Consider the following 26,809-nt stretch of genomic DNA (forward strand, 5'->3'; position numbering starts at 1 on the left):
AGTGTCGCCGCCGGTTACCGGCAACCAGGCGGCCTCGCCCGGGGCTAGCTCCAGGTCGTTTACCGTGACCACACCAGAAGTAGCCAGGGCGATGGCCGGTCCGGGAAGCTGCGTGGAAACCGTGGTGCCGGCGGGCAAATCGTAGCGGGTCACCGCAAACTCCTGCACCGGCAGCGGGTACTCTACTACCGTCGCGGTGTTGGGCGCGGCATCGGCAACAGCGGCGCTCTCCGCGCCTGCACCATCGCCCAGGGAGGTGTTCCTATATAGTTTGTCAATTCCGTGGGTGAGTTTGTTGGGGGGGGTGTGAAGGGTTTCTGCTTTTCCTTGTGGATGTTGTTTTCGGGCACGGTGAGGAGCCGATTGGGCTTGCTGTGCAATCGGCTTGAGGTGAGGGTCTGTTGGTTCTAGGCTGCTGCGGCCTCCTGGACTGTGGAGATGTCTCGGTAGAGCTCGCCGTTTCGCATCATGGCGAAGAGAACGTTGAGGCGCCGGCGTGCGAGTGCGACGACTGCGGCGTTGTGTCTTTTGCCTTCTTTGCGTTTTCGTTCATAGAATTGCCGGGAACGCTCGTGGAATCTGATCGATGCAAAAGACGATTGCCATAGGGCGTTCTTTAATTTTTTGTTGCCAGCCCGGTTAGGCGAATTCGACATGATAGACGTTCCTGACTGATTCGTCCGCGGTGATAGCCCTGCATAGGATGCTAGGTGCGCTGCATCGGGGAAGTCGGACATATCGCCAACAGTCATGAGGATCTGCGCTGCGCTACGCGGGCCGATACCAGGCATGGATAAAAGAATCTCGGTCTGCGGAATGTCCTGAATCAGCTTGAGTACCTGCGCTTCGATTTCTTTACGATGCTCGAGTTTGGTTAGTGCATCTGTGGCGGACATTGCTACGCCAAGTTCGGCGTATTCTGCGCCGGCAATGGATACGGTCTGTTCGTGGATGGCAGCAAGCATGGCATCGATGGGACCTGACCCCCATGTGGTGGACACCTGATATCCAGCCCAGTCGAGCTGGGAAGAAAGGTAATCTACCACCATGTCCAGGTACTCCGAACAGTTCAAACGCGATGCCGTAGCCCTCTATGAGAACAACGAGGATCTCTCGCTGAACTCAGCATCAGCTGAGCTCGGTATCAACCGTGCCTCGCTACATTCTTGGGTCAAAAAGTACGGCACTGGCAAACGTGCCCGCACGAAGGCCGTGCACGATCAAGCCCAAGCGGCGAATGATTCTGCGCGAATCCGTCAGCTGGAAAAAGAAGTCTCTAAGCTGCGCGAAGAACGCGACATCCTGCGTAAGGCCGCGAAATATTTTGCCGAAGAGACTCACTGGTGATCCGCTTCCAGTTTGTCGATGACCACCGAACCGAGTACTCGGTTAAGCGGATGTGCGATGTGTTAAAGCTGAATCGTTCCTCGTTTTACAAGTGGGTGAGCACCCGTAAAAAACGCAGGTTAAAGATGTATTCTGATGCCGTTATTGGTGCAAGAATCAAGACCATCTTCGATGATGAGCACGGGGCTTTATGGTGCTAAACGCATCGCCGCAAGCCTCAAGGAGGACACGACGTATACCCCGATCAATCACAAGAAAGTTGCACGCATCATGAAATCCATGGGGTTAAAAGGCTTTAGCAAACGGCGTCGATGCATTACTACCAGGCGTAAGCCTGGTCACCGTGTCATGCCGGACTTAGTAGGCCGTAAATTCACAGCCAACGAGCCGAACCGCGTTTATGTTGGCGACATTACCTACCTGCCCTGTAAGGGTGGCAAGAACATGTATTTGGCCACAGTCATTGACACGTATTCACGTAAACTTGCAGGTTATGCACTCGCAGACCACATGCGGGTCTCACTAGTTATCGATGCTCTAGCCCACGCACACGGCGTGCGCGGCAGTCTTGACGGGACTATTTTCCATTCCGATCACGGCAGCGTGTACACCTCACAAGCCTTTAGGAACTACTGCTCGTCGTTAGGTGTGCGCCAGTCCATGGGCGCGGTTGGAACGAGTGCCGATAATGCCCTGGCAGAATCCTTTAACGCCACCTTAAAGCGGGAAGTGCTGCGTGATCGGAAAGTCTTTGACAACCCAATTAGCTGTCGTCAAGAGGTCTTCCGGTGGTGCATGCGCTACAACACGCGCAGGCGGCACTCCTGGTGCAATCTCGTAGCTCCTGATGTCTTTGAAGCCGAGACTTCGGCTATACTGACCACAGCAGCATAGCTAACCCCTAACATGTCTACTTTTCGGGAGACAGGCCCGTACCTAACGAAAAGACATGTACACAGTGGGTAAAACAACACGCGTACTGCACTGTGTAGTGGTTAGCGAAATGGCGGTACGTGATGAGGGGTGCCCACTCCTTACCGTCGACGCTCCGGCGCCGTACAGACCCGGCATCCCCAGTATTTTGAAGAAAAGATAACCCCGCAGGTTTCCCTGCGGGGTTTCGGTACTAGAACGGTGTCTCATTGGTGCCAGCGCCTGCCAGTGCGGCTGCCGCAGCGTCGTTGCCTCGACGGGCAGCACGCGCCGCAGACTCAGCCTTAGAGTCGATGAGCTGCACAGTATCAATTCGTGCGACCAGCGGGTAGTGCTTCACGCCTTCCTTGTCGGTAAAGACATCGGTTTTCAGCGAGTAGCTCACTGCAATGCGATCTCCGGCATGAATGCAGCTAAAGACGCCGGGGTTATCAGCGTCCTTGACGTAGCCGGTCAGCTCAACCATCTCGGACTCAACCTCGCCGGTGGACTTGTTTTTGAAGGCGTTGCGCGCATAGACATTGAGTTTCACCGTTGCGCTGCCGTTTGCGTGCTCGAACAGCTTGGGAGCGCGCGCTGCATTGCCGGTGATGACGCCTGCGTTGAATGGGTTGGACATTAGATTTCTCCTTAATGAGTAGTTGACTGTGTAGTCTTTCAATTTTGTGTTTGAGCAGTGGTTTTACCGCTGCTGCAGTGCCGTGCTAGAGCACGGCTCAGGGAAGGCTGTGCCCCTCGGCTTCCAGGTCGCGCAGTTCCTGCGTTGAACCCGGGTCAGCGTCCTCGCCGTCGATGCCGTCTGCGAGCATGTAGAGCAGCTCTAGGTCCGTGTTCGTGTAATCCGGCATGGTGTGCCTCCTGTTTTGGAATCGGATATTCAATCCGTTCTTTGGAGACAGCTCTGCTGTCTAGACTCTTCTCCCCTACTTGCAGAGGTTGAACATCTGCCCTGTTCACAGAGCTAACAAAAAAAGGAAACCCGCTGTAGCATTCAGCTACAACGGGTTTTAGCAGTTAAAAGTTTCGATAGACGAACACGCCGCCTTCACAGGTACGGGTCGCGGAAACGGTGTAGTCATAGGCTAGGTCTTCTATCCACGAACTCCAGTCGAAGTAGATCCTAAGCTGCGAGTCGGCATCTACTCCATCCATTAATCCAGTATCTTCGGAAAATCCCAGCGCATACTCCTCGAAGTCTGGCCACCATCCGCAGAACTGTTCTCTGAATGTTGCGACGTCCGGGACATTGTTCGCATCTTCAACGATAACGCCATCTTCAGCCCAGCGGCAGAATGCTGGCCATAATGCGTGCCCAACCTGGCCATATGCGTCCACCCAAGATTCAGCATTCTCTGGTGTAATTTCATAGCCTTCCGGTAGATCAGAAGACCGGGAGATTATCGTGGTATCGCACTTATTTGTTATGGGATTTCCCGTGAATGTGTGAACGTCTTGAGCGGTCGGCATCCCCTCCCATTCAGATACCCTAATAAATTTGCCTTTATCGACACCGCTGGCGGTATAGCAATGCTTACAGATGACAGTGGCCCCAGGCTCCTCTAGAGCAGTATCTGATGCTTGTTGCGGAGAGTACATAGTTTGGTCCGTCCTCCTTAAGCGTCCAACAAGATGTGCCGCGCCTTTACAGCGCCTTCGTGCACGCTTGTGATGAGTTTGCTACCTAGGCCGAGGTCGAGGCACATAGCAACTTGAGACGGAAACTTCTCCGCCCCGCTCAGTTCAGTGGCTTTATGCGCAGCCACGCCAGCTAAGCCAGTCTGTCCTGTCGCTTGAGCCAGCACGGCCACGGTAGCTGTTACCTGTGAGCGCATCCGGGTCCAATCACGAGGTACAGCGCGCATAAGCGATTCTGCGAATGCTAGTCCCTGCTGCGGCTCTTCCAACAGCGCGGCAAGCAGCGGATCGCGCAGTGACCATGAGGTGAAGCACTTCAACCCGGCGCGAATGGCGCGCGTATTGGTCGGGTCTGAAATACCTACCATGGCCTGCTCATACCCACGCTGCAGCTCATGGCGAAGAAAAGGTACATCGTAGTTCTCGACATCCTCGATGATGTCTTGGTACTCGACTTCGCTGATGCCGTGTTCGGTGCTATTAAGTCGTTCTTCCAGCTCATCGCGAGACAGCGCCGGTAGCTGACCAGTGTCAAGAATCATCTGCTGCAGTGCAGCGGAGCCTGCGACTTCGCTGACTTCACCGCTGCGTGGTGCTGACAGATCCAGCTGCTGATACACAGTCCACCAGCCAGTCCCGGTGGTGACCTCAGGAACCTGGATGATGGCAAGCACCGTTGGCAACGGCGAGTCCTCACTGAGTAGGAACTTCGCCAAATCGTCTGAAGCAGAAAGATCACTGCTTACCACGTAGGCGATAACGGCGTCTGTATCAAGCTTCTCTGTCCAGGCAGTGAACTGATCTCGATTATTGACCAGCGTCTCAACAGCATCGTCGAGATCAAGCCGTGCAAGTGGACTGAGGGCGAGATGAGGTGAGTCTTCGCTGCGCTTGAAGAACGCCAGCACCAGCGAGTCCTGCGGATAAAATCCCAGTATGCCGGGGATATTGGCGAGTATGTCGCCGTAAGAAGTAAGGGTTTGAGAGTAGGTGGACATGCGGTACTCCTTTGCCAAATACGGAATATGTGTGGTCATTTCCGTATTTGGCCCGAGCTTTGCCGGGCTACGGCGCCGTATCCCTGCCGCACAACGCCCCAGTGTGCTCAGGGCGTCGCTAGCGCTCACCTGGTGCTTGCTTGCAGGATACAAGCGCTAGCGGCGCTGTTCCGTGGATGGAGTGTAGACCTGCTACTTAAGCGTTGCCCTTGGCGCGGTTATGCGACTTGCAGAGCAGTTCGCAGTTGCTCTCGTCAGTGCTACCGCCCTTTGACCAGGCAGTGACGTGGTCGGCGTCCATCTCCTTTTGCGTCCAGATCTTTGCTTTCTTCGCGTCATGCCCGATGGCGCAGTACGAACAGTTCGACACGCCCTCAGCCTTAGCCTTGTCCGTCTGCGTCCTGTAGACGCGCTTCTTCACGGCATCAGTGAACACGCGCACGTTAAGGAGTTTGGTGTCCGTCTTCCCGCCAAGAAGATATTCGTAGACGCCCTTATTCGACTTCACCTGTGAGTCACTCAGCAGATCCTGCGCATCAGCAGTCATTTGAGCGGCGTTGTAGCCCTGGCTGCCGAAGCGCTCATACAGCGTGTTCCATTCGATGCCTCGTATGGACGTGTCTGTCATCTTGAACACACTTGCCGCCCAGTCGATAACAGCCTTGAAGTAAGTCTGTAGTTCGTTGCAGTTATCGTCTTCACGGTGCTTTGCCATGTAACTGTCGACGGTGGTGCCTTCACGCTGAGCGATCCAGTCCAGCGCTACTTCAAACACCTCCTGGCGGGCTGGGTCGCCCTTAACGAAGTTCGACCACTTCGACATGATGGCAGAGCCGGAGTTGGAAAAGACCTTCTTAGCAGCATCGACGAACTGACCCGAGTACACGGCATTGCGTAGCTCTTGGGCTGTAAGCGGCACACCGACGATGTTGATGGTCTTGAACCACTCCTTAATCTCGGCCTCAGTGCCACAGCAGTCGTAAATAAGCAGCTCAGTCTCAAGGATCTGCTCTTGCTGGTGTTTGCCCAGCGACGAGAAATACTGCTCATTGCCGTCAGTGTCTTTGACGACGAACAGGTCTTTGTAGAAGCGCCCGATAGAGGTAATGCGCTGCTGACCGTCGAGGATCTCGAACTTGTCTTCGTCCTGCTTGGGCTGGTTGAAGTAAATTAGCCCCAGTGGATAGCCCTTAAGCAGCGAGTCGATGACGGCAACGTCTTTCTTACCGTCGTTGTAGATGTAGTTGCGCTGGTACTCCGGTTGGATGGTGAGGTTGCCAGCCAAACCGTACAGGCCTTTGCCTTCGAGTTCGTTGTAGTGAAATCCGTCTACGATGTCACGGATCTTGCGTGGGTTGAGTTTTGCTTCCATGACTTAGGACTCCTTGGTTTCGGGGCGACGGTGGCGGATGAGTACACGGGCGTATGGCTGGGTAAAGATCCGCCCTTCGACCTCGTAATACGTCGTGTTTTCAGGAGGCGTGTCGTGTGGAATTGCCGCACCGTCGTTGAGTTTGCCAACATTTGACGTCGCTCCGTTTTTGCTGACCTGGGTCTGCGTTGGGTAAATCTTCTTTTTTAACCCAGCACCATCATCCCACGTTTTCGTGATCCCGAGGATCTCAAACTGGTCAGGGCTGTATTTATCGAGGAATGAGATAGGGACGCCCATCATGCCGTCGTAATCGCTAGGGATACCCATTGTCTCAGGCACTTCAATAGCGTCGTAGTTGTCGTATTTCGGATATGCCACACTGCGAACTGTTTTGGAGCCGTAGATGAGGTTGTCATCCATCGTCATAAGCACAAGCGGCTCATGGCGGCGACCGTGTTCGATATTTGTGAACCATCGGACACCTTTTACACGGACGAATTTATTACCCTGTTCATCCACACGCTGACCCGCGGCGGTGAGTGGGTAACTATCTGGTACACGAAACTCGCGATCGCCGCTAGAGATAGAAGGCCCGTACCAAGTCCTATTCTCTTGGAACAGTGGAAAAACGTCTCGATAAGTAACAGAGTTCATGTTCCCGATAACGGAGAACTGGACGTCCCCCTCAATCAGCCACGCGAGGAACTCCCGGAAGAGTGAGAACGGCGGGTTAGTAACAATGATGTCTGCCTCATTGCGGAGTTTCGTAACCTCCTCAGAACGGAAGTCTCCGTCGCCCTCAAGGTAATCCCACTGGAGATCTTCTTTATTAAGTCGCCCGTCATCGTTGAGGTCGGTGCCCTGCTCAAGGACGTAAATACGCCCCCTGTGCCAGGTGTCATCTTCATTGAACTTTTCGTCCAGGTCTTCGCCCAACTCAAAGTCCAACAGCATCTGGCCTTTCTCAGTCACGGCTGGGTTTGATGCTGGGGCGTAGGAGGTTGAGATCAGCTTCTTCAAGCCGAATTTTTCGAAGTTCAATGCAAAGTACTTGGTGAAGTTACTTGCTCCTGGATCGTCACACGGCAGCAGCACTGTCTTGCCTCTGAACACGTCAGGGTCGTATTCGAGATACGCCTGCATTTCGATTTCGATGTCGTTCCACTGCGTGTAGAACTCGTCGTTTTTCGCGACCTTGGCTGCGCCTAAGTTGGTATTGCCCGCCATCGTCTATGTCACCTTGCTCATTGATTCAGTCTTGATCCTAAAAATGCGCGAGACTCGTGCCTGTAAAACAGGCATCCGGGTAACTCGCGCTCGAAGACAATCTTAGCGGAGTAGTGATAACTTTCTAAGGCGTTCGCGGTGAAAAAGACGTAAAAACATGCGCCATTTTGTTGACATGTCACAGTTCAACATGGTGCAGGATTTTGGCCCTAGTGCACCATCTAGTGCACCAAATGCCGATTTCAACACAAAACAAAGAAGACCCCTACCAGCGTTTCCACTGGTAGGGGCTTGGAAGTTGGTAGCGGGGGCAGGATTCGAACCTACGACCTCTGGGTTATGAGCCCAGCGAGCTACCGAGCTGCTCCACCCCGCGTCGAGATGTACTTCCAAACATCAAGCGCTCTGCACACTGTCCCGTGTGCCGGCGACGGATGTAACTATACAGACACCTTGGCGCCTACCCAAATCCCCTGGGCAGGCGCCATTTCATAGGTGAGGCGCCGAGTTTTTCGCTGGCGCCTATCCGGACTTACTGAGACTGCAGGGAGCGGTAGTCCTCTACCGCCTTGTCCAGCTCGTCCAGGGCCTTGCCATACTCCTCAAAGGAGCCGTTCTTGGCCTTGTCCACACCATCGAGAGCCTTGTTGATGGCGTCGATAGCCTCGCCCTCGCTAGATGCCTTCGGAGCGGAGGCCGGTCCAGAAGCATCGGAGTCCTTAGCGTCCCCTGCATCCTTCTTCTCGCCATCGGTGGATTGCTCATCCTTTTCCGTCTTTCTGCCGGAATCACCCTCGATCTCCGTGATGTCCTGGGCGGCCTTAGGGTCGATGCCGACCTGCTCCAAAGCCTCACCAATCGTCGGCGCGTAGCCCACGCGGCCCTTGTAGGAGACCAGCACGCGCAGCAGCTTCGGGAATGCAGATTCCTGCCCCTTGCGCTGCGAGTAGATCGGCTCCAAGTAGAGGATCTCTCCCCCACCCACCGGCAGGGCCAGCAGGTTACCGTTCTTCAGGTCATTCGAACCCTGCCACAGCGTACGGTCACGAGCCACCTGATCAGAAGACATCATGGCGTCCTGCGCCTGCTTCGGACCTTGGGTCTGGGTATTCGTCGGCAGCACGCGCACGGTGATGTCACCGTAGGTATCCGGGTCGGAAGACACCGCCATGTGTGCAGAGAGGAACTGACGGTTCAAACCACGATAGGAGGTGATGAGCTGGAAGCTCGGCTTGCTGGTCTCTGGGTCGGAAGCCAGCACGTAGTACGGCGGCTGGTTCAGACCCTGGGACTCACCAGCGGTCGGATCCTCCGGCACGGACCAGAAGGCATCGTTGTTGAAGAAGACGCCCGGGTCATCCACGTGGTACTTGGCCAGCAGGTTGCGCTGTACCTTGAACATGTCCTCCGGGTAGCGCATGTGCTGACGCAGCTCGTCGGAGATCTCCGACTCGGGCTTGACGACGCCCGGGAAGACACCCTCCCATGCCTTAAGCACGGGGTCTTCGGTGTCGAACTCATAGAGGTCGACGGTGCCATCGTAAGCGTCGACAGTCGCCTTCACCGAGTTACGGATGTAGCCCACCTGGTCGTTAACCAAGCGCTGCGTCGTGCCCGTGGGGTTCTGTGCGTCCTGGGTGGTCTCCGTCAGGGAGGTGCGCTGCGAATACGGCAGGGAATCCAAGGTGGTGTAGCCATCGACAATCCACTTGATGCGGCCGTCGATGACCGCCGGGTAGGTGGAGGAATCCGTCGTTAGCCAGGGAGCAACCTTCTCCACGCGCTCGCGCGGGTCGCGGTCATAGAGCAGCTTGGACTCCGGCCCCACGCGGTCCGAGAGCAGGAAGTTGAGTTCCTGGTACTTCAGCGCAAAGGCAGTGCGGTCAACAATGTTGCCGATGTCGACGCCACCCTTACCGTCATAGGTGTAGGTAGAGGTATCGGTGTCATACTCGACGGCCTCATCACCGGTCTTGCCCACGATGGCGTAGTCCATTCCATCCTGGGCGCTAGCGATAACCGGGCCGAAATAGGTTCGCGGCTGGTCCACCTTGATACCGAGGGATTCTTCAGCATTCTGGGTTTCGCCCTCACCTTCGGCGTCCTTACCCGCCTGGGTCTGCAAGTCAGCCACCGTGAAGATGGGGAAACCACCGCGCGCGGAACCGGCGTCACGAGCCACCTCATCGACTGTGTTGGCCTGCGCCGCAATGAAGCCATTGCCGTGGGTATACACGGTGTGACGGTTAATCCAGTTCTGCTGGTTCTCCTGCAGCTCGTTCGGATCCAGCTCGCGGGCTGCAACCACGAAGTCGCGGAGTTCGCCATCGATTTCATAGCGATCCATCGCCAGCGTCTCTGGGAAGCCGTAGAAGTTCTTCAGCTGCTGCATCTGGGTGAACGTCGGCGCCAAAATATCCGGGTCCAGCAGGCGCAGGTTGGAGATGGTGGAGTCATCCGAGGCAACCTTGTCATCGGCGACGTCCTCCGCGCCCCAGTTCTCCTCATAGGTCACCTTGTCGTCTGTGAGGCCATAGGCAAAGCGAGTGGACTCGATGTTGCGGGAGATCGACTCCGCCTCTTTAGCCTGGCGGTTCGGGTTCACGGAGAAGCGTTCCATGATGAGCGGCCAGCCCTGGCCGATGACCAATGAGGACAGAACCATGAGCACCACGGCCAGACCAGGGATACGCAGGTCCTTGATGACCACCGCAGAGAAGATTGCCACGGCCACGAAGACGCCAATGATCATGAGGATGATCTTGGCCGGCAGGTAGGCGTTGATGTCGGTGTAGGAACCACCCGTAAACAGCGAGTGCTCGGTGTAGAGCAGCTGGTAGCGGCCCAACCAGTAACCAGCCACCTGCAGCAACATCCACAGGCCGGCGGTCACGGCCAGCTGGGTGCGGGCCGCCTTCGACAACGAACCACGCACGCCGGCGGCGCGATTGCCCAAGCGAATGCCACCAAGAATGTAGTGCCCCACAAGTGCGATGAGGAAGCACACGGCGACCAGCATGGAGGCGGCGCTGACCAGCATTGACCACACCGGCAAGCGGAAAGCGTAGAAGCCAAGGTCGTGATTGAACTGCGGATCCGTCACCCCAAAATCGTGGGAATTGAGGAAGAGCATGACGGTCCGCCAGTTGGCTTGCCCCAACAGGCCGGAAACGACGCCAACGAGCACCGGGATGACCTTGAGGAAGACACTCATCGTGCTCTCAATGGACTTACGGTACTGATAGACGGGGGAATTGAAATCCGCCATGTCCATCGAGTCACCGCGCCCCCGCCACACAATCAGGCCCGCAACGTACGTAATAGCCGCTGCTACGAGGCCGAAGAGGATGAAGAGGACGATGCGCGTGATCAAGGTCTTGGTGAAGACCCCACGGTACTCAATCGCGCCGAACCACTTCCAATCCGTATAGAAGCCCACCAACATGGGGCCAATGAACAAGAGGACCGCGATGATGGCGACAACCCACGAGAGAAATTTGGGCGGCCGTTTCATCGGGGCGGCGGGTCGGTTGAGTCCGGAAGCCAACTCCAGCTCCAATCAAGTGTCGTGCGAATATAGAGGTATCAAGCTTCTAGTCTAGAGAAGCACTATGACCGTCAACGAACAAGGACGCTTATGAGTTCCCAACCTTCCTCCCAGCCCGCTGTACACCGCGCGCTCAACAAGGCCATGCGCGAAGCCGTGGACTTCATCCACGCCGAGGGCTGGGATGCGCCTCCTACCCTTTTTGCTCTCGTCCCCACTGAGCTGGTGGCCGCCCAGCTCGGCGACGTCGATGATTCCTCTCCCCTCACCCTCGTGGTGCAGGAGCTGCCGGAAGGCATCGAACCGGGATCGGAGCACCTCGCGGACTACGTCTCGCGCCTGGCCTGGCCACAGGAGATCGCCGGCGTCATCCTGGCCCAGGAGATCATGTTTAAGGACACCTCGGACGCCGCGCTTGGCGACGCCCGCCCCGCCCGCCTCTTCTCCGGAGTCCTGCGGGCTACCGCCATGGACGGTAGCGCCACGGCCGACGCCGAGGATGTCGATGGCCACGGCCCCGAGCTCACCCTGCTGCAATTGCGTCCGACCGAGGAGGAACTCGCTGAGGCCGGCCCCTTCGCGGAAGATGATATTCAGCTGCGCGGTGGTCCGAATGTGGCACCGGGGGTCATCGCTGCCCTGCGCTACGGGTTGGAGCAGGATCCGGAGGAAATACTCTAATCGACTAAACTCAGAATGCAGTGGCCATTAGCGCTCAGCTCTCGGGGCTGGGCACGCAATTGATAGAGGAGTCTCTCGTGCGCTTGACATCCCGCTTCACCGCCGCAGCTTCGGCCGTGCTTGCCACCGGCTGCCTGCTCACCGCATGTGGGAAGGACGATGTTCCCTCCCCTGAGCCGGCTCCTGCGAGCGAAGCAACCACCGCCGCGGAGAAGACCAGCGCGCCGGCCCCGGCCACCTCCGCCGAGGAATCCGAGACGACCACTCCCGCTGCGTCCGAGTCTGCAGACAGCTCGGAAGCGGAGGATGAATCCTCGACAGCAGGAAGCTCCGCTGCTCGGAAGGACAAAGACAAGGACGCCAGCGAGTCCGCTGAGCCCAGCGGCAAGTTCACCGACTCTGTGGAACAGGCTTATGAGATCTTTGGCGGCCTCGTCCCAGAGGAGATCTTCGCTCAATTCGACCGCTGCGATCCCAACGGCGTGACGGATTCCTTCAACTGCTCCGGCTCAGAGGTGGGCCAGTTCCAGTTCTTCAAGTCGAAGACCAAGGCTTCCCAGACCACCCAGGTGCTCACCGAGCTGCGCAGCTCCCGTGTCATCGAGGACAGCGGAAGCCGCGTCGTGGGCTGGTCCATGTTGGGTAACACGGCCATCCTCACCGTGGTGGATAACGATGAGGGCCTCATCATGCAGCAGATGATTTCCACGGACCAGGACGATCCGGAAGAGCGCCTCAAGGAGCTTGGCTTGGTCTAGGGCCGCAACTTCCTTAAGGTCTAGCCTTCGCAGGTCTCGACGGGGCTTCCCTCGGCGAAGTTGTGCATAGCCTCGATGGCATCATCCAGCGTGTGGACCTTGGCCACCACCATGTCGCCCGTTTTGCGGCTAACCGCCTCCGCGCAATTATCGGCTGGGGCGAGGAAAAGCTCGGCGCCCGCCTCCTGCGCTGCATTTACCTTATGGACGATGCCACCGATGGGGCCGACCTCTCCGTCCTCGCCGATAGTGCCGGTGCCGGCAACGAAGCGGCCGCCGGTGAGGTCCTCACTGGAAAGCTTGTCAATCACCGCCAGCGTAAACATCATGCCGGCCGAGGGCCCGCCAATGTCCTGCAGGTTATAGTCCACCGTGATGTCCTCGGTGGGCACCGAGGTCATAAGGATGCCTAGCAGGGCCACGTCCCCCTGCTCTGGGTGGGAGCCGAGGGTGACCCCGACAGTCTTTTCCTCGCCCTTGCGAACGATGCCTAGCTCCACCTCATCGCCAGGCTGAAGAGCACGAATCTTCTCTTGCACTTGGCCAGGCTCCGTGACCTTGTCACCGTTGACGGTGGTGATGATGTCGGCGTCGTCAAGCGCGCCTGCTGCGGGGCCGTCGTCGAGGACTTGTGCGACCTCAATCCGCACGGGCTTGTCCAGATAGTCCATGGCAGCGACCGTGGCGGCTGACTCGGACTGGGTAAAGGCCTGCTGATTGGCCTCTTGGACCTCCTTATCTGTCTTGCCCTGCGGGATAACATTCTCGATGGGGACGATGGTGTCATCCGTCAACAGCCACCGGCCCAGGGCCTGGGCTAGCGTCATGTTGGTGCGCACAGAGACCGTGGTCATGTTGAGATGCCCCTGCGGCTGAAACGTTTCCGGGGCTTCGACGTTAACGACAGGCTCCCCTTCCACCTCGCCCAAGGTATCCACGGTAGGCCCCGGTCCTTCGGCGGCATAAGGAACCGACAGGGTGATATCGGTGCCGGGGATGTGGTCGACGCTGAGCAGGGCTCCCGTCAACACCACCGGAATGGCTCCCCACGTGAGGGTGGACAGGCGGCGGGCTCGGGGGTTCTGCGGGGTTTTCACGGAGGATCAGCCTACAGCCTTAGGCTGCCTGTTCGCTCTCAGCGTTGCCGTGGTCCTAGAATCCGCGCTAGGAAACCTAGTAGATTAGGGCCCATGAGCAACGGATTCGGTTTTTCCTTCCCCAATAACGACGATGACGATGATAACGATCGTCGCGACCAGAACCCGTTCGGCGCCTTCGGCTTCAGCGCGGGCAACGGTGGCCTAGGAGACCTGTTGAATCAGTTCGGCCAGATGCTGTCCGGCATGGGTTCCTCCATGAACTCCCCGGAGGGTGCTGGCCCGGTCAACTATGACTTGGCCAAGCGCATCGCGCACCAGCAGATCTCCCGCGATAAAGAGGTCAGCGAGCAAGACCGCACCGCTGTGCAAGAAGCCGTGCGGCTGGCAGAACTGTGGCTGGATGATGCCACGATTCTGCCCACCGCGTCCGGCACCGTGACCGCGTGGAATTCCGCGCAGTGGCTGGATGAGACGCTGCCGATGTGGCAGCGCATGGTCACTCCGGTAGCCGAACACATGAATTCCGCGCAGTTGGAATCCCTACCGGAGGAGGCCCGCGAGATGATGGGCCCGATGACCTCGATGATGAACTCGATGTCTGGCATGAACTTCGGGATGAAGCTCGGCCACGCCCTCGGTGACCTGGCTGCGCAGGCGCTGACCGGTTCCGACTTCGGCTTGCCTGTCTCCCCCGCAGGCACCACCGCACTCTTGCCGCACAATATCCAGGCCATCGCGCGCGATCTCAACGTTCCGGGCCAGGAAGTACTCGTCTACATCGGCGCCCGTGAGGCCGCCCGCCAGCGCCTGTTCAAGCACGTGCCGTGGTTGGTCGAGCGCCTCGTCTCCTCCGTTGAGGAATACGCCATGGGCTTGGTCATCGACACCTCCCATATCGAGGAAGCTACCCGCGAGCTCAACCTGGAATCCGGTGACCCGCAGGCCATCCAGGACGCGATGAACAAGCTACAAGGCATGGACCTGTCCCCGCGGATCACCTCGCGCAACGCGGGAGCTGCTTCCCGCTTGGAGACCCTCCTGGCACTCGTCGAGGGCTGGGTTGAGCACGTGGTGACCGAGGCACTGGGAGAGCGCATCCCATCTACGAAGGCAATGACTGAGGCGTGGGCGCACCGCCGCTCCACTGGCGGCTCCGCAGAGAAGGCCTTCTCCCAGGTCGTCGGCATCGAGCTCAACGCCCCGAAGGTGGAGGCCGCCGCTGAGCTGTGGCGCCGCGCCACCGTCGCGGTGGGCGCCGATAAGCGCGATTCCGCCTGGGACCACCCGGATCTTCTGCCCACGGCGGAACACCTGGAGAACCCGGCGTCCTTCATCGACGGTTTGCTCGATGACAATCCTGATGAGGGCTTTGAGGCAGAATTCTCCAAGCTGGAGGAGATGCTTCGCCAGCAGGATGCCGGGGACGATACCAGCGATAACACCAGCGATAGCGCTGGTGAGGACACAGACGCCGACGGCGGCGAGGACAAAGAGGACGGGCCGGAAGAAGAGAACTAGCGGAAACGCTGGTAAGCCTCAAGGTATCCTTTCGCGCGCTCTGCTTTGGGCGCGCGGTCAGCCCACTCCCAGAAGTCCGGACCATGACCCGGGATGAAGGTGTGCGTCAGCTCGTGGATGATGACCGCATCGAGCACATAGTCGGGGACGTCCTGCAGCCGGTCAGAAATCCGAATATCGCCCGTTGAGGTAGTGCAGCTACCCCAACGGGATTTTTGGTTGCTGACCCACCGAATGGATCCCACCGTGGCGCGGTCTTCCAAATAGCGAGTGTTCAAGGTGCATGCGCGGGCAGCGAGAGAGGCATCGGAACGCTGCGACGAGGTGTGCTTCTTACGCACCTTCGCCACGATCTCATCCACCGCTTTCTGCTCTTCTGCTGCCGACATCCAGGCAGGAATGCGCACCTCGAGAACGCCATCAACAACGCGGGCTTGAACGGTGCGACGGCGCCGGGCGGAGCGGATGACACGGACCTCGGGATTGCTCGACATGACAGGGCATTCTACCTGTGGTGCAATGATGGCTAAGCACAGCTGGGGTGGGTCATCAACGGGGAGGAAACCATGTCTGCACAGACGTACATGTTGGCGCCGGAAACCACAATCCTGGAGCGCGAACCCGGAATGCTCCAGTGTGGCATGGATGCCACGCGCGTTGGCGTGTTCGAGGCCCACCCGCAACTGGCACGCCTGCTCAACCGGTTGCGCACCCCGCTGACCCGGCAAACCATTGAAAAATCCATCGAGAATACGGGCACGAGCCCGTCCGCTGCCCGCAGCCTGGTTGATGATCTGATCAGTTACCGGGTTCTATGGCCAGCGCCCCAGCCGCAGCGCGTGGCCGTGCTGGGTACGTCGGCCCTCGCCAATGAGCTGCGCGATGTCCTCCTTAACGATTCCTTCCAGCCCCGCTCCCCTCTCCACAGCGAAACACCCTCCGAGTACATCGCGAACGTGGCCGGGTACCTGCCGATCGTGGCCGTCGACATGTTGGACGGCGCCACGGAATGGGCACAAGCCCTGCACAAATCCTCGGCGACGTGGCTGCCGGTATCGATGTTGGATGCCCGCGGCATCATCGGTCCGGTCCGGGTGTCCGGCGCGGGGCCTTGCCCACTGTGCGCGCATCTGCACCGCATCGATGCGGACGAGCAGTGGCACGAGGTGGCGCGCCGCGCCGCCGCGGTAGAACCGCCGGGGGATCCAATCGTGCGCACCGCAATAGTGATGCATGCTGCGGTCACCATCCGCCGCCTTTTGGGAAGGCCCGCCCCGCCCGGGGCTCCCGGCGGCAAGCCGTTAGCCGGGGAGCTTAAGGAGATAGACCCCTACGGGATCGAGCAACACCGGCTGCTGATGGAGCACCCGCGCTGTACGTACTGCGCCGGTGCCTAACCCCGGGTCGAGGCGATGATCTGCAGCACCTCCGCGCCGTAGCGCTCCAGCTTGGAGGGGCCTACCCCGGAGATATCGAGCAACTCCGCCTCGCTGGCGGGAAGAGCCTCCGAGATGGCTTGCAGGGTGGCATCGGAAAACACGACATAGGCAGGAACCTGGGAGTCCTTAGCCACGGACGCGCGCCAGGCGCGCAGCGCATTGAAGACATCCTCATCGCCTTCGTACTCGCACCACTCGTGGCGGCCGAGGACCTTCTCTGCCGGGCTGCTGAGCTGGCCTGAGCACACGCGGCAGCGGCGCGGACGATAGCGACGGTTCGATGTCTGGCTCTCCTCGATTCCCGGCACCACGCCGTCCAGGAAGCGAGTTCGCTCACGCGAGGCCCGCGAACCGGTGGTCTTAGCCAGCGCCCACGACAAAGCTAGGTGCTCGCGGGCGCGGGTAATGCCGACATAAAACAGCCTGCGCTCCTCCTCAACGTGTTCATCGCCGGCCTTGATAGCGTGGTTAATGGGCAGGAGTTTTTCGGTGAGCCCCACCAAAAACACCGCATCCCACTCCAAGCCCTTGGCAGCGTGGATGGTAGCCAAGGTAACGCCCTCCATCGTGGGGTTGTGCTTGTTTTCGGAACGGCGGTGCAGCTCCCCCAGCACGCCAGGCAGGTCGATCCCTTCGTGGTCCTCTACGATCTGCGCGATGAGATCCACCAACGCCGTGAGCGACTGCCAGCGCTCGCGGGCCTGCGCGCCTTGCGGTTCCGTGGCGGACAGCCCCAGCTCCACGAAGGCCGCACGCGCTACGGCCACCGGGTCATTCGGCAGATCATCACGGCGAGTGGCAGCGATGAGCACGCGGATGGCCTCCAAGATCTCTGGACGGCGGAAGAAGCCTTCGCCGCCGCGGACTTGGTAGACCACTCCGGCGTCAGCAAGCGCCTGCTCAAACTGCTCCGATTGCGCGTTGATGCGGTAAAGGATAGCGATTTCAGAGGCCTTCACGCCTTGGTTCAGCAGGGTCAGAACCTGGCCTGCGACCTCCTTGGCCTCGATCTCCTCAGACTCATAGGCCTTAAACGTGGGCTCGGGCCCAGGCTCGCGCATACCTTGCAGCTCCAGGCGGGTCCCCGCCGCGCGGCCCGTGGCCTTCGAGATGACCTCGTTGGCCAAATCCGTCACCTGCGGAGTGGAGCGGTAATCTCGCTGCAGCTTGACCACCGTGGCCTGCGGATAGGTGCGAGAAAAATTCAGCAGGTACTCCGGGGAAGCCCCGTTGAAGGAGTAAATGGTCTGGTTAGCATCGCCCACGACCGTCAGATCATCGCGCTGCCCCAGCCAGGCCTCCAGCACGCGCTGTTGCAGCGGCGTCACGTCTTGGTACTCATCGACGACAAAGGTGCGGTACTGCTCACGGAAGACCTCCGCCACCGCAGGTACGTTCTCTATGGCACCCGCGATGTGCATGAGCAAATCATCAAAATCGAGGTACATGAGATCCGGGGTGGCCTTCATGTCCTCGTAGCGGCGGAAGACCTCTGCCACCTTAGCCGGGTCCCCCGGGGCTTCACGGTCCGTGGACTCGATGACGCCGGGATATCCCTCGGGGCTAATCAACGAGGACTTGGCCCATTCGATTTCCCCCAGGAAGTCACGGATGGTGTCCTTATTATTGTCCAGACCAAGCGAACGCACCGCACGAGCAACCAGGCTGAACTTATTATCAATGAGCTGCCACGGTAGATCCCCGGCGACCTGCGGCCAGAAGTACTTCAGCTGGCGGCGCGCCGCGGCGTGAAAGGTTTGGGCTTGTACTCCCCCGACGCCCATCTGGTTGAGCCGCTCGCGCATTTCACTCGCGGCACGAGAGGTAAAAGTGACGGCCAGCACGCGTTGCGGGTTGACGAAGCCCTGATCCACCATGTGGGCGATGCGATAGGTGATCGTGCGAGTTTTGCCCGTTCCGGCACCGGCCAGGATGCAGACCGGGCCGCGCGGCGCCGTGGCGGCGGCCCGCTGGTCTTCATCGAGCAGGGACAGATCCGGTCTCATCACCGTGGAACCACTCCATAATCATCGTGTGTGTAATTGAGCCCTGGCGGGCAATGGTCATTGTTGGAAGCTCGGCGCGGGACACCCACCGCACCTCAGCGAGCTCCTCGTCAGTATCGCACACGGGCTGGACATCCTCCGTGACCGCGGAAAAGCCCACCATCAAGGAGCCACTGGGTGGCCAAGGCTGTGAACCCCAGTACTTGACTGACTCAAGGCGGCGGCCGGTCTCTTCCAGTGCCTCCCGAATCATCGCTTCTTCGAGGGTCTCACCGGGGTCCACATATCCGGCAATCAAAGAGAAGAAGTCCGGACGGTGGCGGTTACGAGCCAACAGGATCTGGTCCGACTCTGCGTGACGGATAATGCCGATGACGGCGGGATCAAGGCGCGGGAAGACGAGGCGCTCGCCGTCGTGCCCCACCGCCCCGGGCGCAGGATAAGACAGCTCGCGGCCGCTGCGCGGATCAAAGCGCGCTTCCCGACGGTTGCGGATCAGGTGCAGGGCTTTGAGGATGTCGCGCTGACCGTTAAAGAAGGTGGCATCACGCAGCGCGCCGAGCCGCTCGGCGGCCTCGGTGCCCAGCAGGAAAGCATGGATGGCCCCGGCCGTGACCACGATGTCCCCCGTTGGCTCAGCCAGAAAGACCGGCTGGCCCTGCGGCGTAACTGGGACGCGGCCGGTCTCGGTGACAGGAAGGAACATTAGTTGCCTTCGTCCCCGTCTTCATCGGTATCTTCCGCAGCCTGCTGCATCTCATGCTTGATGTAGAGCAGACGGTCACCGGGCTTGAGAGCATAAGCATCTGCTGTGTCGACGCGGTGCAGCTCGTTGTTGCGCAAAACGGCCAGGACAATGTCGGCGAGGTGGCGCGGATTGGAGCCCACCTCGAATTCGCGCACCGCGCGCTCGGCAACGGAGAAGCCCTCGTTCGGTGAGAGGAGATCCTCCATCATCTCCACCACGGTTGGCGTTACGGTAGCAAGGCCTAGGAGGCGGCCGGCCGTCTCCGCCGAGGTCACCACCGAATCAGCACCGGATTGAAGGAGAAGGTGGCGGTTTTCAGATTCACGCACAGACGCGACAACCTTGGCCTTGGGATTAAGCTCGCGCACGGACAACGTGCACAGCACCGCGGTATCGTCCGTGGACGGAGTCACAACCACGGAGGAGGCATGCTGCGCGCCGGCGATGCGCAGCACGTCCTGCTTGGTTCCGGAGCCATAGATGGTGACGAGGCCGTGGTGCTCGGCGCTGGCCAGGGCCGCACGGTTGTTATCAACAACAACGATTTGGGAGGCGGGGACGTCATCCGCGATCAGCGCGGCGACCGCACCGGCGCCCTTGGTGCCATAGCCGATTACGACGGTGTGGTTACGCAATTGCTTTCTCCAATTCTGGATTTCAAACGTGCGACGGGCTCGATCCGTCAGAACCGACAAGGTAGCACCGACCAACAAAACAAGGAAGAGCAGGCGGGCCGGGGTGACGATAATAAGGTTAATGAAACGCGCGGTGGGGGTCACGGGGACAATATCGCCGTAGCCCACAGTGGTCAACGACACCGCTGAGTAATAAGCGGCATCCAAGAAAGACAAATCCTCGCTATACCCGTCACCGTCGAAAAAGACGATGATGGTGACAAAGACCATCAGCCCCATGGCCCATATCACGCGGCGCGCCAGTTGCTTCCACGGGCTGGTGCTTTGCGTGCGCGGAATCGTGATGACATCGAGCAACGCGTGGTCAGGCTGCGAGGTCAGCTCAACCTGCGATAAAAAACGCGACGTAATGCGTTTTCTTAAGTGCTTGGGCACGAAGCGCCAACCTCCCTAGATGATGCGGATTTCCTCGTGAGACTACCTTAGACTCAACCCTGGTGGCGTGGAAACTGCAGAGCTTAAAAGCTCAGCCAGCCGTGCTCCAGTGGGCAAGTCATCCGGCTCCAAAAGGTAGTTCTCATGCACATAGAAGAACGCCGCGCGGACGGTCTCCACGCCGTGAATACGCCGCCATGCCTCCGCGTACACGGCGAGCTGAATCTGCGCCGAGTTCAGTGCAGCGCCCTGGGGGCGACGGCCAGTCTTCCAGTCCACGATGAGCCACGAGCCATCCGGCTGCTGGAAAACCGCGTCCATGCGGCCGCGGACTACCGAGTCCCCAATGGTGATCTCAAAAGGCGCTTCCACATAGGCAGGCGTGCGCTGCGCCCACTCCGAAGCTAGGAAAGACTCTTTGAGTGATTCCAGGTCGTGGTCCGGCTCATCGTGGGAGCCGGGCAGCTCGTCCTCCCCCAGCAAGGCAGGCGCCCCAAACCGATCCTCCAGCCAGGCGTGGAAGGCGGTGCCGCGCTTGGCATAGGAGTTGGGTTTGAAGGGAATGGGGCGGCGCTGGCGGCGGGCAAACTGAGTGGGATCCGCTGACATCGCCACCATGTCGGAGGCTGTCAACTCGCCAGGCAGCTCCACATCGACCACTGGGGCCTGGAGGGCTTTGTGTTCCTCGATGAGCGCGCTCGCCTCCTGCTCCCAGAGCCCGAAGACCTCGCCATCGCGCAGCGGTGGCAGGTTCTCCATTGCCGCGCGTACCGCGTCTGCGGCCTTGAGCGCTTCCGGTTGCGGGGTTAGTGCAGGGAAAGAGGCCTCCGTAACAGAGCGCTCTTCGTCTTCCACGGGGTTCTCGGGGACCTCCCAGTGGACGACGAGCTCTGGGTGCTTATCCGCCAGCAGTTGCAGGTAGGAATACGGGCCCTTCTTGCTCTTGCCCTTCGCCTTATTGGTTCCGGAGCCAGTCACCGTCAGGGTGGACTCGGTGCGGGTCATTGCCACGTAGAACAGGCGGGCTGCTTCCTCTGCTTGGAACTCGCGGTTTTGTTCCTTGAAAGCCTCGCACGCCTTGTCGAAGTCGGAGCGTGTCACCGCGTCCTCGGGGACATCGATGACATCCTCATCACCCGGTGCTTTTTCGATCTTGGTCAGGAAAGTCTCCGCCTGCGCCTTATAGCTTGTGGAATCTGCGTGTGCCACGCAGACGTGTTCCCATTCCAAGCCCTTAGCCTTGTGCACCGTCATGATGTGGACGCGGTTGCGCACGAGCGGGACCTCTCCCAACTCAAGGCCGTCTTCCTTCTCCTTAGCCAGCTCAAGATAGTCCAGGAGCCCGGCTAGGCCTTCCCCGTGGAAACCAGCGACGACGTCGGCGAAGGCGTCGAGGTGTGTTGCCCCGCCTGGCTTCTCGGAGGCTAAGACCTCGGTACGCAGGCCAAAGAGCAGCTCAATATCGGCGACAATGTCGTTGAGCGACTTTCCCAGGGAATAGGTGCGGAGGTAGCGCAGTTTAGAGGAAACCTCTTCCATGCGCTCTAGACCTTCGGCACTGTAGCGCTCGCGTTCGCCGAGGTCTGCGAGGGCGTCGGCAAGCCCCAGCACCTGGTCAGGCCCCTCTGCGGTGATGTCCTCGATCTGGGTAGCCAGGTGCTCCAGGGGATCACCGCCCTCCCAGCGCGTGCGCCCCTCCGCAGCACCGGCAAGGTTGCGCTGACGCGAATGCAGCGCCTGGATGTCGGCGATACCTAGGCCGCACATCGGCCCGGTCAGCACGCGCAGCGCCGCCGCGGTGTCTTGCGGACGTACCAACAGAGTGGCCACTGCTACGAGGTCTTGGATTTCCGGCTGCCAGAGCAGCCCGCCAAGACCAAAGATTTCGTTGGGGACCCCGGCCTTGTCCAGGGCCGCGGCGATCAACGGCGACTGTTTATTGGTGCGCACGAGTACTGCGGCGCTGAAGTCCTCACCCTCCGGCGTGGACTCATAGAGCTGACGCAGGTGCTCTGCGATGAAGTCTCGTTCCTCATCTTCGGAGGCGAAATAGCCCAGCTCTACCGTGCCTGCCGGCGCGGTGGGCTTCGGCGATAGCTCATCCACCGGCCGCTCGCCCGGGCTTTCGGAGAAGAGCTTCGAGGCCACGTCATTGGCCATTCCCAGCACCGTCGAGGGGTTGCGCCAGGAGGTGGTCAGCTGGTCTTTGGGCGCCGGGGTGCCGTCAGCCTGCGGGAAGTCCGTGACGAAGGCCTCGAGGTTTTCCGCCGTCGCCCCTCGCCAGCCATAGATGGACTGCATGGGGTCACCGACCGCGGTAACCGAGAGCCCCTCGCGCTTACCACCGAAGAGGGAACGCAGCAGGATGCGCTGCGCGTGGGAAGTGTCCTGGTACTCATCCAGCATGACCAAGCGATACCGCGCGCTTTGTTGCTCGCCCAAGAGGGGGAAGTTTTTGGCCAGGGTGGCAGCGATGGACATCTGCTCGCCGAAGGTGATGACGCCCCGCTCCGCCTGTTCCTTCTTCAGTGCTTCCACCAAGGGCAGGTACTCCAGGCGCAGGCGTTGGGTATCCAGGTATCCCTGCAGCTTTTGGCTGTACTCACTGCTGGTCCTCTTGCTCTTCTCTAGGTCCTCAGCGGTCTTGCGGAAGATGTCCTCGTGCTCATACAGATCATGGGGATCCTTGAGCTCCCCGTCCATGGTCTCTGCCAGTTTGAGCAAGGTGGCGGTGACCGTGGCCACGGCATTATCGGTGCTCAGCGAGCCCGTGTAGTTGCTGACGACCTCGTGGGCGATGGCATAGCGCTCCGCCTCAGTGATAATGCGGGCATTCGGCTCCACCGGCATGAGCAAGCCATACTCGCGGACCAGATCACCCGCGTAGGAGTCATAGGTGGAGACGTTAGGCGCGATATTCTCCACTGCCTCTGCCGCTGGGCTGCCCGGAGCAAGGATTCCTGAGGAGCGCAGGGTCAGCAACTGGCGGCGGATGCGCTGCTCCAGCTGCTGGGCTGCCTTGCGGGTAAAGGTCAGGCCCAGGACTTGCTCGGGCCGCACCAACCCGTTTGCGACCAGCGACACCACGCGCGAGGCCATCGTCTCCGTCTTACCAGCGCCCGCGCCGGCCACGACAAGTTTCGGCCCGAGTGGACCGTCGATGACTGCGGCTTGCTCTGCGGTGGGAGGAAAAGGCTTCCCCAGCGCACTGGCCAGCTCTTCAGGACTGAAGTGTTGGGTGGTGTTCTTAGGCATCGGTCACCAGAGCTCCTTCATTCATCACAGGGCAAATAGGGCGGATCGGGCACCGATCACAATCGGCGTTTTCACGCGCGGTCAGCCCCGGTCCGCGCAGCTCGGCCACGAGTGCAGGTAGCGCCTGCGCAAATTCCTCGAGTTCCTCCGGGGGCTTGGTCGCTTGTTCCCGGGTGGACACGGAGGCAGCGCTGGATCGCGGGTACACCAGCACGCCGCCGCCACGCGGCAGGCCGGCACCGGTCCGGATGGATACAGACTGAGGCTCGCCGTCAGAGTCCGCTGGTGCCGTGACGAGTTCACCGTGTGCCAGGGCCAGCTGATACGTCATGAGCTGGGTATTGTCCTGGGCGCTGGCCTTCGAGGGAACCGTTGTTCCGGTCTTGAGATCCACTACCACATAGTCCTCACCGGCCTTCGCCAGCCGGTCGATGAACCCACGAATGGTGACATCGAGGCCGATGTCCACGGTGACGGGAACCTCAACGCCGACGGGTTCGAGTGACGTCGAGCTCGAGAGCACCCAGCTGTGGGTGCGGTCGATAAGGCGCTCAAAGTCCGCGCGCTCAGCCTCGCGGCGCCACGCGGGGCCATCAAGCAGCGCGGCGAAGGCATCAACCACGAGCTGCTTCGCAGGCTCAGCGGCAGCTCCCCGGCCCAGCGCCTCCAGGAAAGCATGCGCCAAATTTCCCCGCAGAAGGTTGATATCCGCTGAGTCATCCTCGACGAGCTGCCCGAGCACCGCATTGAGCGGACACGTGAGCAGGGCATCGACCCGGGACGGCGACACGGTACTGGAACCATGCAGAGGCAGCTCCGAGGCGATGCCGCGGGCGGCCCACCACTGATCCGGGTGCGCCCCCGGAACCCCAGCCTCGGCCAGACGGGCCAACTGCCGCACCGCTTGGGAGCGCTCGGCCTCACCCGTCTCCGGATCGGTAGCGCAACGCCGCAGCTGCGCCACGAAGGCGGGCACCGAGAGCACGGAGACGTCAAGGGGATCGAGCTCTTCCTCCCCACTAGCCGCACTGGGCAACGTCACTGGATTCGGTTCCGGAACCTCGAGGCCCAGCTCGCGTGGCCAGGCCTGGCGCGCCAGCCGCTTACCTGCTTCCCGGCGCGCTTGTGCTCCTGGGACATCGACACCGCGGGCGGACAGGAACTCATCGATGAAGCGCGACGGCTCCTCGGCCACATCGCTCTCCGGCGAATCCACCGCGAGGACGAGCAGGCGGCATCGGTGACGCGTGGTGGCCACGTGGAAGAGCCGGCGCTCCTCCGCCAAGCGCCCCGACACGTGGCTGACTGGGGTGCCGGGTGTGATGCCGCGATCTAGGAGATCGATGAGGTCCTCTTGCCCGAAGAGAGAGCCGGTCTCCCCTACCGACGGCCACGTTCCTTCCTGAACGCCCGCCACGATGACGGTGTCCCACTCGCGGCCCACCGCGCCGTGCGCGGTGAGGATCTCTACCGCATCAGGCAGCGCCGAGCGACGATCCCGCACGCCGGTGGGCAATTCTTGCTCCGTGATGTGCAGGATGAAGGACTCTAGGGAGGCCGCCGGGCGGCGCTCGGCATAGTCACCGGCGGCATCGAACAGCGCCATCATGGCATCCAGGTCTCGGTCCGCCTGCGAACCCGCGGCACCGCCGCGCAAGGCTGCCGCCTGCAGGCGCGTGTCCAAACCGGTGGCCTGCCACACCTCCCAGAGGACTTCCTCGACTGCGGCGCCTACGTGCAGGGCCGCACGCCCGGCCGACAGCACCCCGCGAATGCGGGCCAGGATCGCTTCTTCGCGCTCAGTCAGGAGGTTGTTGAAGTCCGGCAACTCACCATCCAGCAGCTCTCGCAGCGTGTCCATACCGCGCTGCTCCGGCTTCCAACGGCGCAGGCCGCGAATGAGCCTCCGCAGCGTGACTGGGTCCGCACCGCCGACAGGACCGGTAATCAGGTCCTCGAGCTCCACGGGCTCAAGCTCATTCTCCAAAGCACGTAGAGCCAGAAGCACCGCCTTGACCAAGCGCTGTTCCGCCAGCACCACGTCCGTGGGGTTGATGTGCACCGGCACGCCAGCAGACAGCAGCGTGCGCCGGGCGGGGCCGATATCCCCAGTAGAGCGCACGATGACAGCGATATCACGCCAGTCCACACCGTCCTCGAGGTGCCGGCGGCGAACCGTGTTGGCCAGGACATCGCGCAAGGTGCCGCGGGACTCCACGACGCTCACGCAGGCCGGGGAGGGAGTGCGGTGCGTCGAGTCTAAGCACAGCTCGTTCTCCGCCTCCCACGTGGTGAGGAATTCCGAATTAGCACCACGGAAAGCAAAGACCGCTTGGTCGGGGTCACCACCAATCACGGTGAGGCGGGCGGTCTTCGCCAACTCCGCGATCAGCTGGCCGGAGGTCGGATCGAGCAACTGGGCGTCATCGACCACGATGGTGTGCCACGGGTGCTCGCGCAGTAGCTCAGGGCGCAAAAGCACCTGGCTGACCAGTTCTGCCGCGGAATAGGAATGCGAACCCGCCAGCGCCTGAGTCCGCTCATATTCGCGCAGGAACTCGCCGGCAGCAGTCCACATGGGCCGAGCATGGCGCTCCCCGAGCTCCTCGAGCTCTGTCGGGCCCAGCCCCCGTTCGATGGCACGCAACAACAAGTCACGCAACTGGCGCGCAAAACCCACGTACTCCAGGGCCGGCCGCATCTCCTCCGGCCACGCACCCCTGCCATCCGCAGCATGGCCTTGGAGCAGCTCGCGGATGACCGCATCCTGCTCTGCGCCGGTAATCAGGCGCAGCTCTTCCTCGCTGCTCTGGCGCAGCAATGCAAAGGCCAACGAGTGCACCGAGCGCACCATCGATGTTTGCGCCGCATAATCATCGAGGTTTTCTGCTAATTCCCGGCGCAGCAGCGAACCGGATTCCTTGGACGGGGCGACGACGAGGATGCCGGAGGCATCGGCCCCGGCGTTGAGCTGGCCCAAGACCACGTCGATCAGCAGGCTCGATACTCCGGAACCCGCCGCACCGAGCACCCGCCACGTACCCTCCGAGGGCACCGGTACATCCCATGTGCGAGACGTGGCCCGGCGGTTCCGGGGAACAAGGCGGACATCCGGCGAGGGAGGAAGCGTGACGCCGGAACGTGTGGGGGATTCGCTGCTGTACTTCACGTC

General features: G+C 60.4%; 18 protein-coding genes, 1 tRNA gene and 2 pseudogenes. 5 read left to right on the forward strand and 16 right to left on the reverse strand.

The window, feature by feature from the left end; all coding sequences use genetic code 11:
- Window positions 1-407: 407 nt before the first annotated feature.
- Window positions 408-974, reverse strand: a pseudogene (locus HMPREF2993_RS03590) (transposase); the annotation flags it as partial.
- Between the two features lie 73 nt (window positions 975-1,047).
- On the opposite strand from HMPREF2993_RS03590, the pseudogene HMPREF2993_RS13385 reads away from it, so the two are divergent.
- A pseudogene (locus HMPREF2993_RS13385) lies at window positions 1,048-2,241 on the forward strand (IS3 family transposase).
- A 232-nt stretch (window positions 2,242-2,473) separates the two neighbouring features.
- Here the strand turns inward: HMPREF2993_RS13385 and HMPREF2993_RS03605 are convergent.
- From HMPREF2993_RS03605 to HMPREF2993_RS03635, 8 genes are all read right to left on the reverse strand, one after another.
- A complete protein-coding gene (locus HMPREF2993_RS03605; protein WP_068801519.1) occupies window positions 2,474-2,899 on the reverse strand; it encodes a single-stranded DNA-binding protein in 426 nt (141 codons plus the stop codon).
- Between the two features lie 97 nt (window positions 2,900-2,996).
- Complete coding sequence (locus HMPREF2993_RS13955; RefSeq protein WP_255365582.1) at window positions 2,997-3,128, reverse strand: hypothetical protein; 132 nt, start codon at window positions 3,126-3,128, stop codon at window positions 2,997-2,999.
- Between the two features lie 166 nt (window positions 3,129-3,294).
- The gene (locus HMPREF2993_RS03610; protein ID WP_070512128.1) at window positions 3,295-3,876 is read right to left on the reverse strand and encodes an antirestriction protein ArdA; all 582 of its coding nucleotides are present in this window, start codon (window positions 3,874-3,876) and stop codon (window positions 3,295-3,297) included.
- Window positions 3,877-3,893: 17 nt separating this feature from the next.
- Window positions 3,894-4,913: a DUF4192 family protein gene (locus tag HMPREF2993_RS03615; protein WP_070512131.1), complete on the reverse strand. Its 1,020-nt coding sequence runs from the start codon at window positions 4,911-4,913 to the stop codon at window positions 3,894-3,896.
- 196 nt (window positions 4,914-5,109) lie between these two features.
- Window positions 5,110-6,285 (reverse strand): HNH endonuclease family protein, encoded by a 1,176-nt coding sequence (locus tag HMPREF2993_RS03620; RefSeq protein WP_070701032.1) that lies wholly within the window; start codon window positions 6,283-6,285, stop codon window positions 5,110-5,112.
- A 3-nt stretch (window positions 6,286-6,288) separates the two neighbouring features.
- A complete protein-coding gene (locus tag HMPREF2993_RS03625) occupies window positions 6,289-7,515 on the reverse strand; it encodes an adenine-specific methyltransferase EcoRI family protein (protein WP_070701034.1) in 1,227 nt (408 codons plus the stop codon).
- 299 nt (window positions 7,516-7,814) lie between these two features.
- Window positions 7,815-7,891 (reverse strand) — tRNA-Met (locus tag HMPREF2993_RS03630).
- Between the two features lie 156 nt (window positions 7,892-8,047).
- Complete coding sequence (locus HMPREF2993_RS03635) at window positions 8,048-11,029, reverse strand: UPF0182 family protein (RefSeq protein WP_070701036.1); 2,982 nt, start codon at window positions 11,027-11,029, stop codon at window positions 8,048-8,050.
- Window positions 11,030-11,152: 123 nt separating this feature from the next.
- Between HMPREF2993_RS03635 and HMPREF2993_RS03640 the strand changes: the two genes are divergently transcribed.
- Both HMPREF2993_RS03640 and HMPREF2993_RS03645 read left to right on the forward strand, forming a co-directional pair.
- The gene (locus HMPREF2993_RS03640; protein ID WP_049156119.1) at window positions 11,153-11,743 is read left to right on the forward strand and encodes a PPA1309 family protein; all 591 of its coding nucleotides are present in this window, start codon (window positions 11,153-11,155) and stop codon (window positions 11,741-11,743) included.
- A 77-nt stretch (window positions 11,744-11,820) separates the two neighbouring features.
- Window positions 11,821-12,501: a hypothetical protein gene (locus HMPREF2993_RS03645; RefSeq protein WP_049156211.1), complete on the forward strand. Its 681-nt coding sequence runs from the start codon at window positions 11,821-11,823 to the stop codon at window positions 12,499-12,501.
- Window positions 12,502-12,521: 20 nt separating this feature from the next.
- On the opposite strand, the gene HMPREF2993_RS03650 is transcribed toward HMPREF2993_RS03645, so the two are convergent.
- Window positions 12,522-13,598 (reverse strand): YlbL family protein, encoded by a 1,077-nt coding sequence (locus HMPREF2993_RS03650; protein ID WP_049156117.1) that lies wholly within the window; start codon window positions 13,596-13,598, stop codon window positions 12,522-12,524.
- A gap of 93 nt (window positions 13,599-13,691) precedes the next feature.
- On the opposite strand from HMPREF2993_RS03650, the gene HMPREF2993_RS03655 reads away from it, so the two are divergent.
- Window positions 13,692-15,119 carry a zinc-dependent metalloprotease gene (locus HMPREF2993_RS03655; protein WP_070701038.1) on the forward strand — a complete coding sequence of 476 codons (1,428 nt, stop codon included), beginning with the start codon at window positions 13,692-13,694 and terminating at the stop codon, window positions 15,117-15,119.
- On the opposite strand, the gene HMPREF2993_RS03660 is transcribed toward HMPREF2993_RS03655, so the two are convergent.
- Entirely contained in the window at window positions 15,116-15,613 is a 498-nt protein-coding gene (locus tag HMPREF2993_RS03660) for a M48 metallopeptidase family protein (protein WP_046647471.1), read from the reverse strand. The genes HMPREF2993_RS03655 and HMPREF2993_RS03660 overlap by 4 nt on opposite strands.
- A gap of 72 nt (window positions 15,614-15,685) precedes the next feature.
- Between HMPREF2993_RS03660 and HMPREF2993_RS03665 the strand changes: the two genes are divergently transcribed.
- Window positions 15,686-16,516, forward strand: coding sequence for a hypothetical protein (locus HMPREF2993_RS03665; protein ID WP_046647470.1), 831 nt, complete (start codon window positions 15,686-15,688; stop codon window positions 16,514-16,516).
- Here HMPREF2993_RS03665 and HMPREF2993_RS03670 read toward each other — a convergent pair.
- The 5 genes from HMPREF2993_RS03670 to HMPREF2993_RS03690 are packed head-to-tail and all read right to left on the reverse strand — an operon-like array spanning window position 16,513 to window position 26,806.
- The gene (locus HMPREF2993_RS03670; protein WP_210401545.1) at window positions 16,513-18,564 is read right to left on the reverse strand and encodes an ATP-dependent DNA helicase UvrD2; all 2,052 of its coding nucleotides are present in this window, start codon (window positions 18,562-18,564) and stop codon (window positions 16,513-16,515) included. The two genes, HMPREF2993_RS03665 and HMPREF2993_RS03670, sit on opposite strands and share 4 nt — an antisense overlap.
- Window positions 18,536-19,270: an NAD(+) diphosphatase gene (locus HMPREF2993_RS03675; protein WP_070701042.1), complete on the reverse strand. Its 735-nt coding sequence runs from the start codon at window positions 19,268-19,270 to the stop codon at window positions 18,536-18,538. Before HMPREF2993_RS03675 ends, HMPREF2993_RS03670 begins: the two co-directional genes overlap by 29 nt.
- Window positions 19,270-20,382, reverse strand: coding sequence for a potassium channel family protein (locus HMPREF2993_RS03680; protein WP_070701044.1), 1,113 nt, complete (start codon window positions 20,380-20,382; stop codon window positions 19,270-19,272). The genes HMPREF2993_RS03675 and HMPREF2993_RS03680 overlap by 1 nt, the downstream gene beginning before the upstream one ends.
- A 42-nt stretch (window positions 20,383-20,424) precedes the next feature.
- A complete protein-coding gene (locus HMPREF2993_RS03685) occupies window positions 20,425-23,637 on the reverse strand; it encodes an ATP-dependent helicase (protein ID WP_070701047.1) in 3,213 nt (1,070 codons plus the stop codon).
- Window positions 23,630-26,806 (reverse strand): ATP-dependent DNA helicase, encoded by a 3,177-nt coding sequence (locus tag HMPREF2993_RS03690; protein WP_083318686.1) that lies wholly within the window; start codon window positions 26,804-26,806, stop codon window positions 23,630-23,632. The genes HMPREF2993_RS03685 and HMPREF2993_RS03690 overlap by 8 nt, the downstream gene beginning before the upstream one ends.
- Between the last annotated feature and the right edge of the window lie 3 nt (window positions 26,807-26,809).

Origin of the sequence: Corynebacterium sp. HMSC068G04 (assembly GCF_001814885.1) — a bacterium.
GTDB lineage: Bacteria > Actinomycetota > Actinomycetes > Mycobacteriales > Mycobacteriaceae > Corynebacterium > Corynebacterium hiratae.